At 36.0% G+C, this 23,331-nt stretch carries 19 protein-coding genes and 1 tRNA gene; 9 read left to right on the forward strand and 11 right to left on the reverse strand.

Annotated features, from left to right (window positions below):
• Positions 1 to 56: 56 nt before the first annotated feature.
• Positions 57 to 701 carry a YchE family NAAT transporter gene (locus ABN256_RS02800; RefSeq protein WP_072068299.1) on the reverse strand — a complete coding sequence of 215 codons (645 nt, stop codon included), beginning with the start codon at positions 699 to 701 and terminating at the stop codon, positions 57 to 59.
• A gap of 514 nt (positions 702 to 1,215) precedes the next feature.
• Between ABN256_RS02800 and adhE the strand changes: the two genes are divergently transcribed.
• A complete protein-coding gene (gene adhE, locus ABN256_RS02805) occupies positions 1,216 to 3,882 on the forward strand; it encodes a bifunctional acetaldehyde-CoA/alcohol dehydrogenase (RefSeq protein ID WP_115349878.1) in 2,667 nt (888 codons plus the stop codon).
• A 1,261-nt stretch (positions 3,883 to 5,143) separates the two neighbouring features.
• Here the strand turns inward: adhE and ABN256_RS02810 are convergent.
• Entirely contained in the window at positions 5,144 to 5,740 is a 597-nt protein-coding gene (locus ABN256_RS02810; RefSeq protein WP_072068301.1) for a thymidine kinase, read from the reverse strand.
• Positions 5,741 to 6,249: 509 nt separating this feature from the next.
• Between ABN256_RS02810 and hns the strand changes: the two genes are divergently transcribed.
• Entirely contained in the window at positions 6,250 to 6,654 is a 405-nt protein-coding gene (gene hns, locus ABN256_RS02815; protein WP_072068302.1) for a histone-like nucleoid-structuring protein H-NS, read from the forward strand.
• A 230-nt stretch (positions 6,655 to 6,884) separates the two neighbouring features.
• Here hns and ABN256_RS02820 read toward each other — a convergent pair whose 3' ends face one another.
• From ABN256_RS02820 to rssB, 3 genes are all read right to left on the reverse strand, one after another.
• Positions 6,885 to 7,892 (reverse strand): NAD-dependent epimerase, encoded by a 1,008-nt coding sequence (locus ABN256_RS02820; RefSeq protein ID WP_196554114.1) that lies wholly within the window; start codon positions 7,890 to 7,892, stop codon positions 6,885 to 6,887.
• A gap of 269 nt (positions 7,893 to 8,161) precedes the next feature.
• Positions 8,162 to 9,070 carry a UTP--glucose-1-phosphate uridylyltransferase GalU gene (gene galU / locus ABN256_RS02825; protein WP_072068304.1) on the reverse strand — a complete coding sequence of 303 codons (909 nt, stop codon included), beginning with the start codon at positions 9,068 to 9,070 and terminating at the stop codon, positions 8,162 to 8,164.
• A gap of 179 nt (positions 9,071 to 9,249) precedes the next feature.
• Entirely contained in the window at positions 9,250 to 10,269 is a 1,020-nt protein-coding gene (gene rssB / locus ABN256_RS02830) for a two-component system response regulator RssB (protein WP_109407653.1), read from the reverse strand.
• 149 nt (positions 10,270 to 10,418) lie between these two features.
• On the opposite strand from rssB, the gene ABN256_RS02835 reads away from it, so the two are divergent.
• The 3 genes from ABN256_RS02835 (at position 10,419) to ABN256_RS02845 (ending at position 12,118) form a co-directional block, all read left to right on the forward strand.
• A complete protein-coding gene (locus ABN256_RS02835; protein ID WP_340893176.1) occupies positions 10,419 to 10,892 on the forward strand; it encodes a YchJ family protein in 474 nt (157 codons plus the stop codon).
• A 38-nt stretch (positions 10,893 to 10,930) separates the two neighbouring features.
• Complete coding sequence (gene purU / locus ABN256_RS02840; RefSeq protein WP_198624260.1) at positions 10,931 to 11,779, forward strand: formyltetrahydrofolate deformylase; 849 nt, start codon at positions 10,931 to 10,933, stop codon at positions 11,777 to 11,779.
• Between the two features lie 254 nt (positions 11,780 to 12,033).
• Positions 12,034 to 12,118 (forward strand) — tRNA-Tyr (locus tag ABN256_RS02845).
• 30 nt (positions 12,119 to 12,148) lie between these two features.
• Here ABN256_RS02845 and ABN256_RS02850 read toward each other — a convergent pair.
• Positions 12,149 to 13,012, reverse strand: a complete 864-nt coding sequence (locus ABN256_RS02850; RefSeq protein WP_349439091.1) for a LysR family transcriptional regulator — start codon at positions 13,010 to 13,012, stop codon at positions 12,149 to 12,151.
• 446 nt (positions 13,013 to 13,458) lie between these two features.
• Here ABN256_RS02850 and xthA point away from each other — a divergent pair, with 446 nt between their 5' ends.
• Complete coding sequence (gene xthA, locus ABN256_RS02855) at positions 13,459 to 14,265, forward strand: exodeoxyribonuclease III (RefSeq protein WP_196554111.1); 807 nt, start codon at positions 13,459 to 13,461, stop codon at positions 14,263 to 14,265.
• Between the two features lie 66 nt (positions 14,266 to 14,331).
• Here the strand turns inward: xthA and ABN256_RS02860 are convergent, their stop codons facing one another.
• From ABN256_RS02860 to ABN256_RS02870, 3 genes are read right to left on the reverse strand one after another with little or no spacing between them, the layout of a single operon-like run.
• Positions 14,332 to 16,293, reverse strand: coding sequence for a DNA topoisomerase III (locus ABN256_RS02860; RefSeq protein WP_197269104.1), 1,962 nt, complete (start codon positions 16,291 to 16,293; stop codon positions 14,332 to 14,334).
• 4 nt (positions 16,294 to 16,297) lie between these two features.
• Complete coding sequence (gene selD, locus ABN256_RS02865) at positions 16,298 to 17,341, reverse strand: selenide, water dikinase SelD (RefSeq protein ID WP_197269103.1); 1,044 nt, start codon at positions 17,339 to 17,341, stop codon at positions 16,298 to 16,300.
• A 15-nt stretch (positions 17,342 to 17,356) separates the two neighbouring features.
• Positions 17,357 to 17,908 (reverse strand): NAD(P)H nitroreductase, encoded by a 552-nt coding sequence (locus ABN256_RS02870; protein WP_197269102.1) that lies wholly within the window; start codon positions 17,906 to 17,908, stop codon positions 17,357 to 17,359.
• 546 nt (positions 17,909 to 18,454) lie between these two features.
• Here ABN256_RS02870 and sppA point away from each other — a divergent pair.
• The 3 genes from sppA to pncA all read left to right on the forward strand — a co-directional run bounded on the left by sppA (position 18,455) and on the right by pncA (position 22,246).
• Positions 18,455 to 20,311, forward strand: coding sequence for a signal peptide peptidase SppA (gene sppA, locus ABN256_RS02875; protein ID WP_349439092.1), 1,857 nt, complete (start codon positions 18,455 to 18,457; stop codon positions 20,309 to 20,311).
• 245 nt (positions 20,312 to 20,556) lie between these two features.
• Positions 20,557 to 21,579 (forward strand): asparaginase, encoded by a 1,023-nt coding sequence (gene ansA / locus ABN256_RS02880; protein WP_196554107.1) that lies wholly within the window; start codon positions 20,557 to 20,559, stop codon positions 21,577 to 21,579.
• A 22-nt stretch (positions 21,580 to 21,601) separates the two neighbouring features.
• Complete coding sequence (gene pncA, locus ABN256_RS02885) at positions 21,602 to 22,246, forward strand: bifunctional nicotinamidase/pyrazinamidase (protein ID WP_197269101.1); 645 nt, start codon at positions 21,602 to 21,604, stop codon at positions 22,244 to 22,246.
• A 108-nt stretch (positions 22,247 to 22,354) separates the two neighbouring features.
• Here pncA and ABN256_RS02890 read toward each other — a convergent pair whose 3' ends face one another.
• Both ABN256_RS02890 and msrB read right to left on the reverse strand, forming a co-directional pair.
• A complete protein-coding gene (locus ABN256_RS02890) occupies positions 22,355 to 22,636 on the reverse strand; it encodes a YeaC family protein (protein ID WP_197269100.1) in 282 nt (93 codons plus the stop codon).
• A gap of 82 nt (positions 22,637 to 22,718) precedes the next feature.
• A complete protein-coding gene (gene msrB / locus ABN256_RS02895; protein WP_196554103.1) occupies positions 22,719 to 23,156 on the reverse strand; it encodes a peptide-methionine (R)-S-oxide reductase MsrB in 438 nt (145 codons plus the stop codon).
• Positions 23,157 to 23,331: the final 175 nt, after the last annotated feature.

Genomic DNA, 23,331 nt, shown 5'->3' on the forward strand with positions numbered 1-23,331 from the left:
AATCGCAGTATTAAAAAACACTGCGATTTTTAAAAATGCTACTGTGTCAACGATATTTAAACTAATAAGCCCGGAAAAATAGAACGCAAACCGGTCACAATAAACTCAATACCTAAAGACATTAATAATAAGCCCATTATACGGGTTACCACGTTAATTCCCGTTTGCCCTAAGTATTTCACTAATAGTGTTGCACTACGAAAAAGCAACCAACAGCAGAATGCAAAAAAGATACTGGTTGCGGCTAATCCCAAAAAGTTAGTAAAACCTTCCCAGCGAGAACTCCATACAATACAAGAACTAATTGCCCCAGGCCCAGCCATTAATGGTAACGCTAAAGGTACAACTGCAACACTATTACGTACGGCAGATTCATTTCGTTCTTGATTGTTTTGTTTATCTTCCCCTAAACGCCCATTTATCATGGTCATGGCAATTGTAACAATCAGCATCCCTCCCGCTATACGAAACGAGTCGATAGAAATACCGAAAATATTCAGTATAGAATCGCCGATTAACAGAGATGAAACCAAAATAATTGCAACGGAGCCATTTGCAATTAAATTTGTTTTGTTTCGCCCTGCATCCGTTTGATAACTCGTCATACTAATAAAAACAGGCAAAATACCAATTGGGTTTACAATCGCAAAAAGACCCACAAAAAATTTAATATAACCGGATAAATCCAGCAGTGCCCCCATGAAAAGCCCCTTCTTGGCTAATAAACATGCGAATTATTCTATAAAAGATAGAGTAACTCTAAAAAATCCGCGTTACTTTAAATCAATAAACCAGTTAATTCTATTAGTTAACAAGTTTTTACCTAAAATATTCTCTTGTAAACCGATAAAAACCTAGTGGTTTAATTTTATATCGAAATATGAGATACGACAAAAAAATCGTTGATGATTTTTTATATATGATTATCATTCTCATTAACAGCCATGCTGAAAGGTGTCAGCTTGTCAATTTTGTGATATATATCACGTTAATTAATTAGAAAGATGGTAAGCTCTTATCATTCGGAAAAAGAGGGTAATTTAAAAAATATATTTATGTTTATTGTTGTTTTTTTTAAGTTTTTTAAGCAAATTAGGGCTTCTAATTATTATTACTGAAATAAGTACGATGTCATCTATCTAGACTATTCTTATTAATGATGATCAAAACGGCTAATTTGCTTAAAAAATTTAACATTTTATCAGGAGTCTCTTTATGTCTGTAACTAACGTTACTGAACTCAATGATTTGGTTGCTCGTGTAAAAAAAGCTCAACGCGAATTTGCTAACTTCTCTCAAGAACAAGTTGATGCAATTTTCCGTGCTGCTGCATTAGCTGCCGCTGACGCCCGTATTCCTCTGGCAAAATTGGCTGTGAAAGAATCTGGCATGGGTATCGTTGAAGATAAAGTGATTAAAAACCACTTTGCTTCCGAATATATCTACAATGCATATAAAGATGAAAAAACCTGCGGGATCTTATCTGAAGATCTGACTTACGGCACAATGACTATCGCTGAACCTATTGGTATCATTTGCGGTATCGTACCGACCACTAACCCAACATCTACTGCGATTTTTAAAGCATTAATTAGCTTAAAAACACGTAACGGTATTATTTTCTCGCCACACCCACGCGCTAAAGAAGCAACAAATCGCGCCGCAGAAATCGTTTTAAATGCAGCTATCGCCGCAGGTGCGCCAAAAGACATAATTGGTTGGATTGATGAGCCATCAGTCGCCCTCTCTAACGCATTAATGCACCATGAAGATATCAACCTGATCTTAGCAACAGGTGGTCCAGGCATGGTTAAAGCAGCATATAGTTCAGGTAAACCTGCTATCGGTGTTGGTGCGGGTAATACTCCGGTTGTTATTGATGATTCAGCAGATATCAAACGTGCTGTGGCATCAATCTTAATGTCTAAAACCTTCGATAACGGCGTAATTTGTGCGTCAGAACAATCTGTAATCGTTGTTGATAGCATCTATAAACAAGTTCGTGAGCGTTTCTCAACTCACGGCGGTTATATGCTAACAGGTAAAGAATTAAAAGCTGTTCAAGATATCATCTTAAAAGACGGTAACTTAAATGCGGCTATCGTAGGTCAACCAGCAACAAAAATCGCTGAAATGGCCGGCATTGAAGTACCTGTAAACACCAAAATTTTAATTGGTGAAGTAAAAGAAACAACCGAAGCAGAACCATTTGCTCACGAGAAATTATCTCCATTATTAGCAATGTACCACGCTCAAACTTTTGAAGATGCGGTACATAAAGCAGAAAAATTAGTTGAAATGGGCGGTATCGGTCATACATCTTGCTTATATACAGACCAAGATAATTGTCCTGAACATGTTGCCTATTTCGGCGATAAAATGAAAACATCTCGTATCTTAATCAATACTCCAGCATCTCAAGGTGGTATTGGTGACTTATACAACTTTAAGCTTGCTCCTTCTCTAACCTTAGGTTGTGGTTCATGGGGTGGTAACTCCATTTCAGAAAACGTAGGGCCAAAACACCTTATCAACACTAAAACCGTGGCGAAAAGAGCAGAAAATATGTTGTGGCATAAGCTTCCTAAATCTATTTACTTCCGCCGTGGTTGTTTGCCTATCGCACTGGAAGAAATTGCGACTGATGGTAAAAAACGTGCCTTTATCGTAACCGACGGTTTCTTATTCAATAACGGTTATGTCGATGAAGTTACTCGTGTACTGAAAAAATTTGGTGTTGAAACAGAAGTCTTCTTTGAAGTTGAAGCCGATCCAACATTGAGTGTTGTGCGCAAAGGCGCAGAACAGATGAACAGCTTTAAACCTGACGTGATCATCGCATTAGGTGGTGGTTCACCAATGGATGCTGCAAAAATTATGTGGGTTATGTATGAGCACCCAGAAACTCACTTCGAAGAATTAGCACTACGCTTTATGGATATCCGTAAACGTATTTACAAATTCCCGAAAATGGGTGTGAAAGCACAAATGGTTGCTATCACTACAACATCAGGTACTGGCTCTGAAGTAACACCTTTTGCGGTAGTTACTGATGACGAAACAGGTCAGAAATACCCATTAGCAGACTATGCATTAACACCTGATATGGCTATTGTTGATGCAAACCTTGTTATGAATATGCCTAAATCACTGTGTGCATTTGGTGGTTTAGACGCAGTGACTCACGCATTAGAAGCTTATGTTTCTGTATTAGCTAACGAATATTCTGACGGACAAGCACTACAAGCATTGAAATTACTGAAAGAATATCTGCCAGCAAGTTATCATGAGGGGGCTAAAAACCCAGTTGCTCGTGAACGTGTTCATAATGCGGCAACTATTGCTGGTATTGCTTTTGCTAACGCATTCTTGGGTGTTTGTCACTCAATGGCGCATAAATTAGGCTCTGAGTTCCATATTCCTCATGGTTTAGCTAATGCGTTATTAATTTCAAACGTTATTCGTTATAACGCAAATGATAACCCAACAAAACAGACTGCATTTAGCCAATACGACCGCCCTCAAGCTCGCCGTCGCTATGCAGAAATTGCTGACCACTTAGAACTTTCAGCACCGGGTGATCGTACTGCTGCTAAGATTGAAAAATTATTAGCATGGTTAGAAGAAATGAAATCTTCATTAGGTATTCCATCTTCTATTCGTGAAGCCGGCGTCCAAGAAAGTGATTTCTTAGCAAGAATTGATAAGTTATCTGAAGATGCGTTTGATGATCAGTGTACTGGTGCTAACCCACGTTACCCACTGATCTCTGAACTGAAACAACTATTATTAGATTCTTACTACGGTCGTGAATTTAATGAACATCCTGTTGTGGAAGTAAAAGAAGAATCAAAACCAGCTAAAAAAAGCAGTAAAAAATAATCGAGACACACTGTGTTAGTCTGATCCTCAAATAATCGATTATTTATTATTAATAAAAATTTGCTAATGAAGTGCCCTATAAATTTGGGCACTTTTAGTAAAGCGATATGTAAGGCCTGATTTCGATATTTAACCGGAGTCAGGCCTTTTCATTTTGTTTTACCACTAAATCATGGCTCAGCGATTTTTTAACCAAAAAATATAAGTAGTTACCCTTAATCAACATCAATTATTTTTTTATTAAGAATGGGATTTAGAATATTTAAGCCTATATAGCTTTAAATGAGGCGCTAAGCCATTTTCTTTTTCAGCTACCCTGTTGCATTAACCACCCTAAAAAAAGTTGTCTGTGTAAATTACAGCGCTTGTCTAACTCACTACCTTCTTCATTAGTTAGCATAATTATTTTATTTTGAACCAATTATCTTTATCGAATAGATCTAAAAAGGTATTTTTAAAACCAAGATCACCATTTATTCGTTAACAATGAGTTTTATTCTCATTAGAAAAGAAGAAAAATGAACATTTCGATCTATTTAGCTTTTAAATAATGAGCAAAATATATTGATATGAAATATTTCCACATCAACGTTATTAATAACATTCACTTTATAAAGCACATAATTTCAATAAAATATTATCAAAATACTGTATGCATATTGATAAAGTAATAGCTTAAGAAAGGTCGCTACTTGTCCATTTGACGGTTAAATTTACTCCTTTAGGAGTATAAAAAGTGCAGTCTTTTTCTTGTATTAAAATCCATAGAGTGAGACATGCTATTTATTAGATAATGATTCAGGCAAACCAATAAGCATCATCAATAAGACTCGATATAAATGTTTCATTATGTTAAGCATAGATAAAATAAATAGATTTATAGCCCATTATGACTATTTTTATTCAATTTTATTAAACTATGAATAATATTAATGTATCAAATGTTTTTACGTCTTATCATTTGTAAAAAACAACATCACCATCACAAATTAGACACTCTACGTATATTTGATTATGTTTTTTTGATTAATGATAATGAAATCTATGAAATGAATAAATTTTCTCTTAAAAAAAGAATATTTCTTTACATAAGGACATCATAATGACCAACTTTTGATATAAAAAAAAACAATAATTTTGTTAAATTTAAAAACAGATAAACATTTTTTAGTATTAAGTAATATAAGCTTTTATTTGGACACTTATTTTAATCCCTCTTTCATCATTATAAATACGCAAAAGAGGGAAGAAAATGAAAAGATTACTCTTGCTCGATACTCCCTTTTAGCGTTGCCTGAGTATAATGCTTACGGCAAACTGAAACATATTTTTCATTTCCGCCAATTTCAACTTGAGCACCATCGCTCAGCACATTTCCTTTATCATCTAAGCGTAATACTTTATTTGCTTTTCTACCGCAGTAACACACCGTTTTAAGCTCTACTAATTTATCTGCCCATGCTAATAAATACGCACTACCTGTAAATAACTCACCTCTAAAGTCTGTTCTTAAACCATAAGTAAGAACCGGAATATCATAGGTATCCGTTATTTCACAAAGTTGTTCTACATGAGCCTTACTTAAAAATTGGCATTCATCAATTAATACGCAATGAATAGGTTGTTTGTTATGCTCAGCAACAATAACATCGCGAATATTCATATCATCACTAAAGAGCAATGCGTCGGCACTTAAACCGATTCTTGAACTAATTTTTCCCTTTGCAAAGCGTGTATCAATAGCCGCTGTGAAAATCAATGTACGCATTCCTCGCTCATTATAGTTATAAGAGGATTGCAATAACGATGTTGATTTTCCAGCATTCATAGCTGAATAATAAAAGTAAAGCTGAGCCATCAGCTCTCTCCTTAAATAGTGTTTATTTTCACGGGCGACAGTCTAACATAAACAGTCTGCAAGTTATCAATAACGAGTATTTATTACCTTTATTTCTATTCTAGATATACCATTCAAAGATGAGAGTCATTGTTAATGCTAATTTTTGCTTAAAAAATAAATAGCTTTAATAAGTACTTAACATATTAAAACACGCCTTGATATACGTTTATTAAAGTATGAAAGTTAACCCCAACTCATTTTTTGAAAAAAGTCCGTTATTATAAAAAAATGAACAAAGCTTTCTATTCTTTTACATTAGCGCTATCATCAGTTAAAAGATGCATTTCCTTACTCATATTTCCTTTATTGACTAAAGATACCTCAACATTTATTATTTTTTTCGTTGAGATAATAGTTTAAAAAAAAGAAATTTTACGTAAGGTTTGTATTTAGGTATTGCAGAAATTTAAATAGCAATCTATTATTAGTATTACATCAGCCAACAACATTTATTTGAGACCAGGAAAATGAGCGAATCTTTAAAAATATTAAATAACATCCGTACTCTCCGCGCACAAGCAAGAGAAACTTCTTTAGAAACTTTAGAAGAAATGCTGGAAAAGCTCGAAGTTGTTGTTAATGAGCGTCGTGAAGAATTCTCATTAGAAAAAGCAGCTGAAGAAGAGCGTGTTCAGAAATTACAAAAATACCGTGAAATGTTAGAAGAAGCCGGTATTGACCCAACAGACTTACTTGAAGCAAGTGCTGTTAATAAAACTGGCCGTGCTAAACGTGCAGCTCGCCCAGCTAAATATTCTTACGTTGATGAAAATGGTGAAACTAAAACTTGGACAGGCCAAGGTCGTACACCAGCTGTAATCAAACGTGCAATTGACGAAGAAGGCAAATCATTAGAAGATTTCCTTATCTAATTTAAGTCAATATTCTATTTGAAATACCCTTTTAATTATTTAAAAGGGTATTTTCTTGTTTATCCCTTATATTAAACAAGCGTTTAATTTTAATATGTGCTGATGTTGTTTGTATATAAGGTTGGGAGACAGAAATAAAGAGTGTGAAAATCACACCATTGACTTTTATTTATAATGAAAAAGGAGCTTTTATAGCTCCTTTTTTATTCGCTTCAATTAAGCCAACAGTTTTAGTTTCTATAATAACTTAAATACCAATCAACAAACTGTTTTACACCGTATTCTACATTTGTATTTGGTGAGAAACCGGTGGCCTGAGATAAATCTTGGCAATCGGCACAGGTAGAAAGGACATCACCATCTTGCATCGGCATTAAATTTAGTTTTGCTTTAATATTTAATGATTTTTCAATTGCCTTAATAAAATCCATCAGTTTTGTTGGTTGCCCATTACCTACATTATAGATTTTATAAGGTGCAGAACTGGATGATGTCTCGCCCTTTTCTACCGTCCAGCTTTCATCCGCTTTGGGAACAATATCAATTAAACGAACAACTGACTCTACGATATCAGCCACATAAGTGAAATCGCGTGTCATATTTCCGCCGTTATAAACATCAATAGGCTCACCAGCAAGCATTGCTTTTGTGAATTTAAATAATGCCATATCTGGACGGCCCCAAGGACCATATACAGTAAAGAATCGTAATCCAGTTGTAGGTAATTGATATAAATGCGAGTAACTATGAGACATTAGCTCATTAGCTTTTTTAGTTGCTGCATATAATGAAACAGGATGATCAACACTATCTTCCGTTGAGAACGGTTGCTTTTGATTTAAGCCATATACAGAGCTTGAAGAAGAATAGATAAGATGTCCTACTTTATTATGACGGCATCCTTCTAATATATTAATGTGACCGACAATATTTGCATCAATATAGGCCATTGGATTTTCAATTGAATAGCGGACTCCCGGCTGAGCCGCTAGATGAATAACACGATCAAACTGATGAGTTACAAATAATTGAGCCACTTTTGTTGAATCAACAATATCAATTTTCTCAAATTGAAACTTTTCTAACTGTTGTAATTTAGCTAATCGAGCTTCTTTTAAGCGTACATCATAATAATCATTGAGATTATCTATTCCAACAACATGGTAACCCATTTCAATTAAACGCTGACTTAAATGAGAGCCAATAAACCCCGCAGCACCTGTTACTAATATTTTCATATTATCACTCAAATAAACCCAATTAATTATTATTCACGTAAACGTTATCATGCTTAATATCACCTTGATTAAACATCATAACGCTTAACATCATCATACTTTACAAAAATCAGTATGGCTCAATACATGGTTGCATTGAGCCATACCTTAATCTCTTGTGATCACTTTATCTAGCATTTCTCACAAAATCATTTGTCTATAACACAATGTATTCGCAAGAACCATACAATAAAAACCGCTATACAAAATGATTATTACTCAGTGCCATTTCACTCTACTTTCAATGATTTTATCCATTGTGCGAAATCTTCACCAAACTCTTCGTGCTGTATACCGTATTCTACGAATGCTTTCATATACCCTAATTTATTACCACAATCGTGGCTTTTCCCTTGTAGGTGATAAGCCTCAACGGCTTCTTTTTCAATCAGCATCGCAATCGCATCTGTTAACTGAATTTCATCACCCGCACCTGGTGCTGTTTTTGCCAATAATGGCCAAATACTTTCAGATAAGACATAACGACCCACGATAGATAAATTCGAAGGTGCTTCTTCTTTTTTCGGTTTTTCAACAACACGAGTAATTGGTTTGCTATCACCTGGGCATAAATGTTCTCCCATGCAATCAACAATACCATAGTTAGAAACTTCATCTTCGGGTACAGGTTCAACTAAAATTTGGCTTGCGCCAGAGCGCTCAAAATGGGAAAGCATCTCTTTCAGGTTAACTTTAGTTAAATCTGCACTATATCTATCTAAAATGACATCGGGCAGAATAACCGCAAAAGGCTCATCACCGATTAAAGGTTTTGCACATAAAATAGCATGGCCTAATCCTTTTGCGATCCCTTGACGAGTTTGCATGATAGTGACATGACTTGGGCAAATACCTTGTACTTCTTCTAGTAACTGGCGTTTAACTCGTTTTTCTAAAATAGCTTCTAATTCAAAACTGGTATCAAAGTGGTTTTCAATGGAGTTTTTAGAAGAATGTGTGACAAGGACAATTTCATTAATACCCGCTGCAATACATTCATTAACCACATATTGAATAAGTGGTTTATCAACCACAGGCAACATTTCTTTCGGAATTGCCTTAGTTGCAGGTAACATTCTTGTTCCTAATCCAGCAACAGGGATCACCGCTTTTCTAACTTTACGCACTGCTGATGACATTATATTTCTCCTGCAATTCGTACCGTTCTATTTTCAAATATGAATGGGTACATTAAAAAATAATCGCCAGAGTATACCAGCTAATATCTAAGGATAAACAGAGCCCTACCGCTTAATTGAGATAGTTCTTCATTTATGTTTAATATATGCACGATATTCTGTATTTATTTAATCTAAATTTAACTTTTATAGATAGGGGAAAACATTAATTTAATCTGATTTGTATTATCCCAAATCTTACATTGCCAATTTGTTCCTTCACATTTTATTTGGTTAATATATAAAAGTTGCAAAGTACCTAAGGGAACACCGCTATTCAATTCGAATTTTTTACTCTCTGTTTTTATTTCAGCTCGTAATCCTGCTGATGCCAATAATATATTTTTTTTCTGTGTATGATAATACCCTAAAGTGATAGGAAACTGCCCTTTTACACCTATTTCATTCAGCATCTTATTAAGTTTATTCAACATGTTATACATGCTTGGAAGCGAACGATTTTTTTCTGATGATTTTAATACATCATTAAATACAACTCGTAAGAGTAAAGCGACCAAAAGCCCATTTTCGTCGTCCCGTGATATATCAACACAATAAAAAATAATTTGATCTTCTGATAAAGCGGCAATGTCAAATAACAATCCCATTTTAGCAATATCATTTAGCTGACGATAATTAACACAATATCCCGCTACAACTTGTTTAACCTGAGGTTGCATCTGTTTTATGAACGACTGAATATAATGTGTATCTTTTCGCAAGCTATTCCAAAGAGGTTCTAAATGTATACCTTCTATTAATACTGATTCAAAAAAACCTGGGCATAATACTTCAATAACTTTTTGTTTTAATTTATCGAGATGTGTTATTGGCTTAAGAAAAATTTCTTGTGCCCCTAAACGCAACATATCATCTACTTCAGACATATTATCTGTACATGAAATAGCAATAACAGGAATAGCAAGTTTACGTTGTTCAAGGTGACATAAAAACGTAGGGCCATTCATAACCGGCATACGAATGTCACATAAAATAAGGTCGGGTAATAATCCCTTATCTAATAAAGATAACGCTTGGCTACCATTATCTGTTGTATAGACACACGCTTTTTCATGTGAGAAATATTCCGTCAGCATAGTGCGAAAAACAACCTCATCATCAATTATCAAGATTTTTTTACCCACTAAGGCTTTATTCATTGGTTACTCCAGTAACTATCGTTTCACATGCCGATTAATTAGCGATACATTACTAGTTTAGTTCAACATTGACGTTAATTATTCTCAATCATTACTTTTTTCAATCTATGGGAAATCGTCATACTAATAACGTGAGTTAGGACATTATTTTGTCGAATCTATGCCCCTGTAATAGCCAATTATTCTACTCTGATTGCTGTGAGCCTTACCATTTGGAGCAGAAAAATGCCCCAACAGCAGAAGCATTAATGCGGTCGCGTTATAGCGCGTTCGTTAAACATAATGCTAATTACTTAATAAAAACGTGGCACCCCTCTTGCCGTATTGCATCCTTGCATGATGAATTAACTTCAGGCTTTCCAAATACACAATGGCTTGGACTTAATATTATCTCATCGCAAGCAAGCACAAATAAAAATGAGGCATACGTTGAATTCTCGGCTTGCTTTATTGAAAGAAATGCCGATGATAAACAGTACTTACATGAACGATCCCGTTTTCTAAAAATAGATAACTGTTGGTTTTATATTGACGGTGTGAAACCAAAAGTAGGACGAAACGATCCCTGCCCTTGCGGTTCAGGGCGTAAATACAAAAAATGTTGTGAAAATAACATCAAATAATTGCAAACACAGAAGTAAAAGAAAGGATTTATCCATACATGCAACACCAAAATACTCAAAAAAAAATACTCCGTACTATTTGCCCTGATGCAAAAGGCCTAATCGCAAAAATCACCAATATTTGCTACAAACATCAATTAAATATTGTTCAAAATAGTGAATTTGTTGATCATCGTACTGGTCGCTTTTTTATGCGCACTGAGCTTGAAGGCATCTTTAATGATGAAACTTTTCTTGCTGATTTAGATGATGCATTACCGCAAGGTTCTCAACGTGAATTGAATACCGCAGGTCGCCGTCGCATTGTAGTTATGGTGACAAAAGAAGCACATTGCCTTGGCGATTTGTTAATGAAGAGCGCATTCGGTGATCTAGATGTAGAAATTGCCGCTGTTATTGGTAATCATGACACGTTAAAACATTTAGTAGAACAATTTGGTATTCCTTTCCATCTTGTTAGTCATGAAGGATTAACTCGTGATCAACATGATGAAAAGCTAATTGCACAAATTAATCAATACAAACCTGATTACGTTGTACTCGCAAAATACATGCGTGTATTAACACCTGCATTTGTACAAAACTTCCCAAATCAAATTATCAATATTCACCACTCCTTCTTGCCTGCCTTTATTGGTGCTCGCCCTTACCATCAGGCTTACGAACGCGGAGTCAAGATCATTGGTGCTACTGCTCACTACGTAAATGATAATTTAGATGAAGGCCCAATCATCACACAGAACGTAATTAACGTTGACCACACATTTTCTGCAGAAGATATGATGAGAGCTGGTCGTGATGTTGAAAAAAATGTACTTAGCCATGCTTTATATTGGGTACTTTCACAACGTGTCTTCGTTTATGGTAACAGAACGATTATTTTATAAGTTCTCAAACCATTAATATTGAATACATTATGATTATCTAAAAATAAACCGCGATACAAAACATATCGCGGTTTATTTTATCTTCTATTAACTTTCACGTTTTTACTTAAAATCAATACGATAGAGCATAAAAGCTGAACGAAATGAGCATTTTTACAGCAAACGATCTACTTTTAGTAAAATAGCGCTTTACAGATCTTCGGTATTTGGTATTATTGCGCCCGCTGTCACGGACAGCAAAACAATTTAATGTTGGTGGGATACCCAAGCGGCCAAAGGGAGCAGACTGTAAATCTGCCGTCACAGACTTCGAAGGTTCGAATCCTTCTCCCACCACCATCTCTTCTTAGCTTCATCCTAATAGACTTTTTATTCCATTTTTCCAATCAAATCAATAAAACGATTCAACACACTTGAGTGATACTTAGATTTATAAATATAACAGTTGTACAGCAGTGTAGGCTGAGTTAAAGGGATAAAACAGAGCTCTCCGTCATACTCATCTTTCAATGGGTTTTCATCTGTAAATAACAGAGAATAGTGCGTTTGAATAAAACGTAAACAACAATTAAGATCGTCCATCATTCTAACGCAAACAGGTTTCCCCCCATCTCTTATTTCACTCTCTAATTTTTTTATTTTAGCTGTTTTATATAATGCAGGATCACATAACCAAATATTTTCACTTAAGAGTTTATCAATATTTTTATTAACGCTATTAGCAATCTCTCGCTGACAACAAATCCCCAAATACTTATTGTCTATTTTATGAATAAGACTAAATTTTTCACTAATAATTTTTTCTGAACTTAATATTAATGTATTTCCATCATAGTCAGGTATTTCATCAAAGTTTTCTTTTGAGAATCGCATTATATTTATATGAGAATAATTTTTATTAGCTGCCTGATAAAGTTGTGTTAAATACTGGCTTTTCCCCCAATCATAATAAACATGAATACTATTATTAATAATACCTGAGGTATGTTTTTTTGTTATCTCTTTTTCCTGAAGATAAAGTGATTTTAAATCATTATAAAGCTCAAGCCCTTCTTGCGTTAAGCTCATACCGAACTTCTCTCGCTTAAATAGACGCTTTCCCAATACTGCCTCAAAGTCCTTTATAGACTTAGCGACTGGAGGTGTCGTTCGATTCATAACACGAGCAGCTTTACTTAATGAACCATTTTCAACTACGGCCATAAAGGCTTCTAATTTACGAGAAAAAAACATAATTCACCATTCCTTTGCTGTGTTGAACAAATAATTTCATTAATTCATTTAATGTAAATAGAATATAGATTAATTAATTTAAAAATTAATTTTATATAAATATAGTTTTATATAAATATCTCTTTACCTCCTTTTAATGAATACAATTTATAACTGCAATGCTATTTTTATTATGTCATTATTCTTCACATATAAAGAATAATAATAGTTATATTCTTCTATCAAAGATTAGTTTATGTTTCCACTTTGTTTAATTAATAATTTTTATTATGCAATTAACTATTTTTATTAATTTATCTTATTTTCTTTGTTCCCTCTTTATTTTATCTAGTTTTATTTTTCTATTGATAAGCCGTGCCATGATTTAAGTGATTTACTTACATTCATTTTATGATCCTGATAGTATAAGGCATCCTATTATTCAATATATAAATGGTTACAGTCACATGAAATTTGTCTCTTTCAATATTAATGGTTTACGTGCTCGCCCTCACCAACTTGAAGCCATCATAGAAAAACACCAACCTGATGTTATCGGACTTCAAGAAACGAAAGTTCATGATGATATGTTCCCATTAGAAAGTGTGGGATCTTTGGGCTACCATGTCTTTTATCATGGCCAAAAAGGACATTATGGCGTTGCCTTATTAACAAAAGCAAAACCTGTTGCAGTACGTAAAGGCTTTCCAGGTGATGATGATGATGCTCAACGCCGGATGATCATGGCTGATATTGAAACACCAGCAGGATTACTCACTGTAATGAATGGATACTTTCCTCAAGGTGAAAGCCGTGATCATGAAACAAAATTCCCAGCAAAAGAAAAATTCTATGCTGATTTACAAAACTACTTAGCAACCAGTTTAAAACCAACCTCTCCCGTCCTTATTATGGGTGATTTAAATATTAGCCCAACAGATAAAGATATTGGTATTGGCGAAAATAATATGAAACGCTGGTTAAAAACAGGAAAATGCTCTTTCCTACCTGAAGAACGTGAATGGCTGGCAACATTGATGAGCTGGGGGTTAACAGATACTTTCCGCCAACAACATCCTCAAATAGATGATAAATTTTCATGGTTTGATTATCGTTCTAAAGGATTTGATGACAACCGTGGACTACGTATCGATTTACTCTTAGCTAGTCGTTGTTTAGCGGATAATTGTATTTCAACAGGAATTGATTACGATATTCGAGGAATGGAAAAACCATCCGATCATGCCCCTGTATGGGCTGAATTTAAAATCTAATCGTCTTTAATCATTATTCAAAAAAACACTTCCTTATTATTTAAGGAAGTGTTTTTTATTTATGGCTTAATTATCAGTCGTTGCTGCTTTACTCTGCGCTTTATTTTTTGTGCTGCTTGCTTTGTTACTTCCTTTAGTTGCTGTCTTACGCTTTTTATTATGCACTGGCGTAGGAAGATTTCTGAAAGCTTGAATATTAGGGCGACGTTTTGCCTGAGTAATTAGCTCTACCAATGTATTATTTAATGGCATCATGAAATCTTGATATTTAAACTGCTTCTCACTAATTTGTGTGAGTATCGATTCCCAATGTGCAGTCATATCCGGTAAGGTTGCCATATCTGGCAATACATGAATTAATGCTCTACCCGCTGGCGTTGAATTAATGGCTCGTCCTTTTTTTTGCAAAAAACCACGTTTAAACAGTAATTCAATGATACCCGCTCTTGTCGCTTCAGTACCTAATCCATCCGTCGCTCTTAGGATTTTCTTAAGTTCTTTATCTTGAACAAAGCGCGCAATACCTGTCATGGCTGAAAGTAATGTTGCATCTGTAAAAGGCCTTGGAGGTTGCGTTTGTTTTTCAACAATCTCACCTTTTTCACACAACAGTTCATCACCTTTTTTTACTATAGGTAATGCAGAACCATCATTTTCTGAATCTTGCTCTTTGGCACCTAATAACACACGCCAACCTGCTTGAGCTAAAAATCGAGCTTTAGCAATAAATTTACCGTTTTCAATATCAAGTTCAATCACGCATTTGCGATAAACCGCATCAGGCATAAATTGCATTAAATATTGGCGAGCAACAAGATAATAAATATTTTTTTCGTTTTCATTTAATGAAATATTACCCGTTTTTGCAGTTGGAATAATAGCATGGTGCGCATCCACTTTCTTGTCATCCCAACAACGATTCTTTTTATCAATATCTAAGGTTTCTTGCGGTAATAAACTTCCATCATGCACACTAATGGCATTAATCACCGCATGACGGCCTGCAAAATGTTCATCTGGGAGATAACGACTGTCAGAACGGGGATATGTGATTAATTTATGTGTTTCATATAATCGCTGACAGGTATCTAAGACTTGTTGTGCGCTTAAACCAAATCGTTTTGCGGCTTCAATTTGTAATGCTGAGAGCGAGAACGGTAACGGTGCGATTTCAGATTCTTGTTTATCTTGATAATCCGTAACATTGGCTGGCTTGTCTTTAATTCTATCAACAACATGCTCTGCCAGTTTCCGGTTTAATAATCGCCCCTCTTCATCTTGCCAAGGTTCACAATGCTCACTAGGCTGCCAAATTGCAGTAAAGCGTTCATCCGCGGGAGTCACAACATGCGCTCTTACTTCAAAGAAATCTTTAGGAACAAAATTTTCAATTTCTTCATCACGGCGAACCACTAAACCAAGCACAGGGGTCTGTACTCGCCCTACAGATAATACACCTTGATAACCATTGCGCTGACCTAAGAGCGTATATGCTCGAGTCATATTTATTCCATAAAGCCAGTCAGCTCTTGCCCTTGCTAAAGCGGATACACACAATGGAATAAATTCATGGTTATAACGTAGCTTATCAATAGCGCGCGTCACTGCTGCGGGGTTTAAATCATTAATTAAGCAACGACGCGCCTGTTTTCTTTGGTCTTCGCTGATATTTAAATAGTTAAGCACTTCATCAACTAATAACTGACCTTCACGATCGGGGTCACCCGCGTGGATCACTTCTTTTGCCTGCTTAAGTAGTGTCTTGATTGTTTCTAACTGCTTTTTTACATCAGCTCGGGGCTTGAGTTGCCATTTTTCTGGAATAATAGGCAAATCATCTAACGACCAGCGGGCGTACCGCGGGTCGTATGCATCCGGCTCAGCTTGCTCAAGCAAGTGACCAACACACCATGTCACATACTGGTTATCACCACAAAGAATAAAGCCATCACCCCGTTTATGAGGTTTTGGCAATACATCAGCGATAGCGCGAGCAAGGCTGGGTTTTTCTGCAATAAATAATCTCATTACGTTAGTTAATCACTTCAATCAACGCTTTTCCTGCCACTGGCTCAGTTAACTCGCCGATAGAGGTTAGTTCTATATCAAAACGAGCAGCGACGTCTTTAACTTGTTCTACAGCTTCAGGTAATACAGCTAATAATAACCCACCTGAGGTTTGTGGATCGCAAAGTAATTTGCGTTGCATTTCAGTAACTTCACCAATCAAGTGGCCATAACTTTCGAAATTACGCCCTGTACCGCCTGGTACACAACCTTTTTCAATATATGATTCAACTTCTGGCAATCTTGGCACTTGTGAAAAATGAATGGTAGCTTGCACACCAGAGCCATCACAAATCTCACTCAAATGACCTAATAAACCGAATCCTGTAACATCGGTCATTGCAGTAACACCTTCGATATTAGAAAAATCAGCACCGGCTTTGTTCATACGACACATAATTTCTGTTGCTAAACCTTGGTGTTCTGGTTTTAACAAACCTTTTTTCTCAGCCGTTGTTAACACACCAATACCTAAAGGTTTGGTTAAAAATAACTGAGATCCTGCTTTTGCTTCACTGTTTTTCTTTACTTTGCTCACAGGTACGACACCCGTTACAGCAAGCCCGAAAATAGGCTCTGGTGCATCAATAGAATGTCCACCAGCCAGTGAAATTCCAGCCTCTTGACAAGCGGCTCGCCCACCTTCAATCACTTCACGTGCAATTTCAGGTGCTAATTTATCAATTGGCCAACCTAAAATAGCAATTGCCATGATAGGTTTTCCGCCCATAGCAAAAATATCACTGATAGCATTCGTTGCAGCAATGCGCCCGAAATCATAAGGGTTATCAACAATAGGCATAAAGAAATCAGTGGTGCTAATAATACCTGTACCATTCCCTAAATCATAAACAGCGGCATCATCTTTGGTTTCATTACCCACGAGTAAATGAGGATCATGAAATTTAGCTTGCTCACTGTGCAAAATAGTTTCTAAAACTTTTGGCGAGATTTTACAACCACAGCCTGCACCATGACTGTATTGTGTTAAACGAATTGCTTCAGACATAACATGCCATCCTTTTTAAAAATAAGTCACAAAATCAGTTAAGTCAGCAGGAGAAACCGTATTTGGCGCTTTTAAGGCTGGTGTACCTAAATACAGAAAGCCAATAATTTGCTCATGTTCACCACAGCCAAGTCCTTCTCTTACGACTGCATCATGAGTCCAAGAGCCTGAACGCCAAATTCCCCCAAATCCTTGTGCAACAGCGGCCATTTGCATTGCTTGTACACTACAACCAGCAGCAACCACTTGTTCCCATTCAGGCACTTTCGGATGATCTTTCACTTTTGCAATAACTGTGATGATCAAAGGGGCACGAAAAGGTGCATTTTTTGCTTTTTCTTCAACTTCTGGCCCTAAATTACTCACAACAGCCGCTTTATGTAGCAATTGGCTAAAACGCTCAATACCTTCGTTTTGCATCACAATAAAGTGCCAAGGCTTAAGTGCGCCGTGATCAGGCGCGCGCATGCCCGCTTGTAAAATAGTATTGAGGGCTTCACTATCGGGGGCTGGAGTAGTCAGTCGAGAAGCTGAACGGCGGTTCAAAAGCAGCGTTAATGCATCCATTTTTATTCTCCTGTCAGCATTTTATTTTAGCAAGATCCCATTCTTATGGGGATGGACAGTTCTTATCAATTCGCAGTATAACAAACTGTTATATTACCACCATCCACAGATTTAGGCGGGAATTTTTCCAAAAATCAATTGTGTGGTTATTTAATCGTAATTTATTGTTCATAAAATGATTAATCTTAACTTACCTACGTTAATTTAAGCTTATTTTGATCCTACTTTTCTTTTTAATTCGACTATTTCCTATATTACATTGATACCTTTTTATGTGACCTTTTTTAGTTATTTTCACGTAAGATAAATGTTTACTTAATAACACCTTAACCAAAAGGTTATCATTAATCGTTTCCTAAAAATCAATGACAGACATTCAATAAGAGCTATATTAGAATATTCCTTCATTGTTATTGCTATTCCCTCTATTGCTAACAACATATTTTGTTTTAATAGTATGAGATTATGTGGATGTAGCCTGCTTACCAATAATTCTAGCATGACTGTTTAGGATTAAAATTTAGCTTTACATGATGTGGAGATAATATGAATAAAATTATGGAGTTAATCGGCGCAATATTAAAGTTTAGTTGGCAAGCCATTAACTTTATCAGGAAATTAATCTTAAACGTTATTTTCTTTTTCCTTCTTTTTATGGTCTTTGGTATTTTCTTAATCACCAAAGAGGCACAAAAGCCGGTTGATTATGAAGGCGCCCTTCTTGTTGATCTTAAAGGTGTGATTGTTGACCAAACCGCAACACAAAATCCTTTAGGTGAAGTTGGACGTGAGCTTTTAGGTGTATCAAGTAGTCAACTTCAAGAAAATTCCTTATTTGAAGTTGTTGATACGTTACGCCTAGCTTCTCAAGATCCGAAAATTAAAGGAATGGTATTAAAACTTGATGAATTTGCAGGTGCTGATCAACCATCACTAAATTATATTGGTAAAGCACTTAATGAGTTTAAAAAGACGGGTAAACCTATTTTTGCAGTAAGTGGTTATTACAGCCAGCCTCAATATTACCTCGCCTCTTATGCCGATAAAGTATATCTCACGCCTCAAGGTGCCGTGGGTGTTTATGGTTTTGGTTTTCAAAACCTCTATTACAAAACGCTGCTAGAAAACTTAAAAGTCAGTACCCATATTTTCCGCGTAGGCACCTATAAATCTGCGGTTGAGCCATTAATGCGCAATGATATGTCAGCAGAGTCTCGTGAAGCTTCATTACGTTTAGTTCACGCACTGTGGTCTACTTATTTAACCCAAGTTGCAGAAAACCGTAGCATTACCAAAGACGATGTTTTCCCAGGTGCAAAAGAGATGATTGCACAGCTACGTAATGCAGATGGTGATAACGCCACTTATGCACTAAATCGTAAATTGGTAGATTCTGTCAGCTCATATGCCCAATTTGAAGCAGATATGACAGAAACCTTCCAGTGGGATAAAGAGAACAAGCAATTTAACAATATCAGCATTTATGATTATGCTGATACGCTAACCTCATCATTGCCTGCAAGTGATGAAGGAAATATTGCCGTAGTGGTTGTTCAAGGTGCCATTATTGATGGTGAAAGTATCCCCGGCTCTGCGGGGGGGGCAACTATTGCAAATCAAATTCGCCAAGCTCGTTTAGATCCAAACATTAAAGCGCTTGTATTACGCGTAAATAGCCCTGGTGGTAGTGTTTCAGCTTCAGAGCAAATACGCAGTGAAGTAGCTGCTTTTAAACAACAGAAAAAACATGTGGTTGTATCAATGGGTGGCATGGCGGCATCAGGTGGATATTGGATCTCAACCCCTGCAAATAAGATTATTGCCAGCCCTTCAACATTAACAGGTTCTATTGGTATTTTTGGCGTTATTAATACGTTTGAAAATAGCTTAGAGTCTATTGGTGTTTATACCGACGGTGTAACAACTTCATCCTTAGCCGGATTATCTGTCACTAATAAACTACCGGAAGAGTTTGCAGAGCTTTTACAGCTAAATATTGAAAGTGGTTATAAAACATTTCTTAATTTAGTGGCTGAATCACGCAAGAAGACACCGGCTCAAATTGATCGGATTGCTCAAGGTCGGGTATGGGTAGGAATAGATGCAAAAAATGTCGGTTTAGTCGATGAATTTGGTGATTTTGATGATGCTATTGATACAGTTGCTAAAATGGCAAAAATCGACCAACCGGTTATTGATTGGATGAAACCAGAATTAAGTCTGTCAGAACAGATCATAATGAGTTTATCCTCTAATACAAAAGCGCTTATTCCTGATCCATTACAAGCTTATTTGCCGGCACCTGTTTTAAAAGAAGTTAAAACACAAACAGAGTTTTATCGCAATATGAACGATCCGCTAAATCGCTATGCGTATTGTTTATCATGTGGTGATATTCAATAATCTTTTCAATCTATACACCTGCTCAGTTAGAGTAGGTGTATTCTTCTATTTTTTCCGACTTTTGATAGAATGATATTCTGATGAATACTTTTTGTTCGTTTGTATTCAAGCTATTTTTAACACAATGATTTAAAGCAGATATTAGATAACCTCTATTTTCTTTTTTTTAGCACCCTTTCCTTTTTTTATTCTACAAACTCCCTATAATCAGGTATTTCTCACAGCTTAATAAGAGTGCTTGTCTGATGCAAAAGAAATCAATCTACGTTGTTTATACTGGCGGTACTATTGGTATGCAACATTCTGAACATGGCTATATTCCTGTATCAGGACATTTACAACGCCAATTAGCTAAAATGCCAGAATTCCATCGTGAAGAGATGCCTGATTTTACAATCAAAGAGCATCTTCCTTTAATTGATTCTTCAAATATCACACCTGAAGACTGGCAATCTATCGCTGACGATATTAACGAAAATTATCATAATTATGACGGATTCGTTATTCTTCATGGTACTGATACCATGGCATTTACGGCCTCAGCACTCTCTTTTATGTTTGAGAACCTCAGTAAACCCATTATCGTCACTGGCTCTCAAATTCCTTTAGAAGCGTTGCGCTCTGACGGACAAACGAATCTATTAAATGCGCTCTATTTAGCTGCACATCACCCAATTAATGAAGTCGCGCTTTTCTTTAATAACACACTGTATCGCGGTAACCGTACAGTAAAAGCACATGCAGATGGTTTTAATGCGTTTGCATCGCCGAATAGCGCCCCTCTTTTAGAAGCAGGGATTAATATTAAGCAATTTAAAATTAATTCATTTCCAAAAGGAAAAGGGGAATTTATTGCACATAATATTACACCTCAACCCATCGGGGTTGTCACAATTTACCCTGGCCTTTCAGATGAGATCGTTAAAAATATTCTGATGCAACCAGTGAAAGCATTAATATTACGTTCTTATGGCGTGGGTAATGCACCATCACACCCAGCTTTACTTTCTACACTACGCGAAGCAACAGAGCGTGGCATTGTCGTTATTAATCTTACACAATGTATTTCTGGTCGAGTGAATATGGAAGGTTATGCAACAGGCCAAGCCTTAGCTGAAGTCGGCGTTATTAGTGGTTACGATATGACATTTGAGGCGACATTAACTAAACTGCATTATCTCCTTAGCCAACAATATGATTACACTGAAATTTGTCGCTTAATGCAACAAAACCTTCGCGGTGAAATGACATTAAACGATAACGACTAAGCTTAATAAAAGGGCAAATTTAGTGAAAAACTCTGCGCTATTACTGGTTGATATACAAAACGATTTTTGTACAGGGGGCGCTTTAGCTGTTAACGAAAGTGAGATAGTTATTCAAACAGCTAATCAGCTCATTAATGGTTTCAAACAAACTAAAAGCCCAATTATTGCAAGTTTAGATTGGCATCCAGCCGATCATCTTAGCTTTGCTGAAAACTCAGGTACCGTTGTGGGTGAAATTGGTAAACTAAACGGGTTACCGCAAGTTTGGTGGCCAGTTCATTGCGTGCAAAACTCTCACGGCGCGGCATTCCACCCAGAACTCAATCACACATTGATTAACCATATTATTTACAAAGGCCAAAACCGCCTTATTGACAGCTATAGTGCCTTTTTTGATAACGACCATGAATATCAAACAGGCTTACATACCCTTTTGCAAACGCTTAATATAAAACATCTTTATATTCTTGGTATTGCTACTGATTACTGCGTTAAATTTACAGTACTGGATGCTTTACAGCTAGGTTATCAAGTATCGGTTATTACAGACGGTTGTCGCGGTGTAAATATTCAAGATGATGATAGCGAAAAAGCACTAGAAGAGATGCAGGCACAAGGTGCGGTATTAATTGATTCAGCACATTGGCTTAATCGTAACAATCAATAGGTTCGTTATTTTCTTCATCTTCATAAAATGAAAAAAGGGCTATTTTTAACCGATTTGGTTAATAAATAAGCCCTTTTTTATCTCTATTCTATCCATTTAACACGAGTTTTAGTTATCATCCATTGGTGTTAGTGTTGCCAAACGTTCAGATTGAAACTGAGCTTTTAATTCTTGTTTGCTCTTCATGGTAATTTGCCCATTAGTGCCTACTGTCATATGCTCAGGTGTGTGGTTATTTTTTGCTTGCCATAATAAAACAATCTGCATGCAATGTTCTTTTTGTTCATCAGTCAATGCAACGCCGTCAGGCCATTTGCCTAATTCAACTGCGGTTGAAATACGCTGATAAATTTCAGGGGTTACCATCGAAATAAGTTCATTAACTTCCATTGATTGCTCCATAAGTTAAATAATCACTCAAAATGGCTGAATCGTTTTTTCACTTGTTATTATTTTGTTAATTTAATAGCTATCAACCTTTCTGCTCTTCGCCTGTCTCATTGTTTGTAAATGACAGTGAAGCTGAATTAACACAATAACGCTCCCCTGTAGGGGCTGGACCATCATTAAAAACATGACCTAAATGTGCATCACACTGCTGGCAACGTATTTCCGTTCTTTTCATATTATGAGAAAAATCATCAATATAGCGGATCGCATCACTATTAACAGGTTGGTAAAAACTAGGCCAGCCACATCCTGCATCAAATTTTGTATCTGAATAAAATAAGGGAGCAGAACAACATAAACAGTGATAAATCCCAGTTTGACGATTATGTAATAACTTACCACTAAACGGAGGTTCTGTGCCGTGTTGTTGCGTCACATAACGTTGCATTTCATTGAGTGTTGATAAATCAAGGTGATTGTTATTACTTGAAATATTCACTTTCTTTTCATTATCTGCCATATCGACCTCGTGCTCAGAAAAATGCTTTTTAAAACAACAGTGAATAATAACAAAGATTTAACAACAAATCTGGAAAATATAGTCTAAAATCATCAAGAGTAATCTTTAGTTTTTGAAATGTGATGAATTTCACATAACGGAGCAAAGGTAACTTCATTTATCGGCGTTGATCCCG

The organism is Proteus sp. fly-1008, from assembly GCF_040140305.1.
Classification (GTDB): domain Bacteria; phylum Pseudomonadota; class Gammaproteobacteria; order Enterobacterales; family Enterobacteriaceae; genus Proteus; species Proteus vulgaris_B.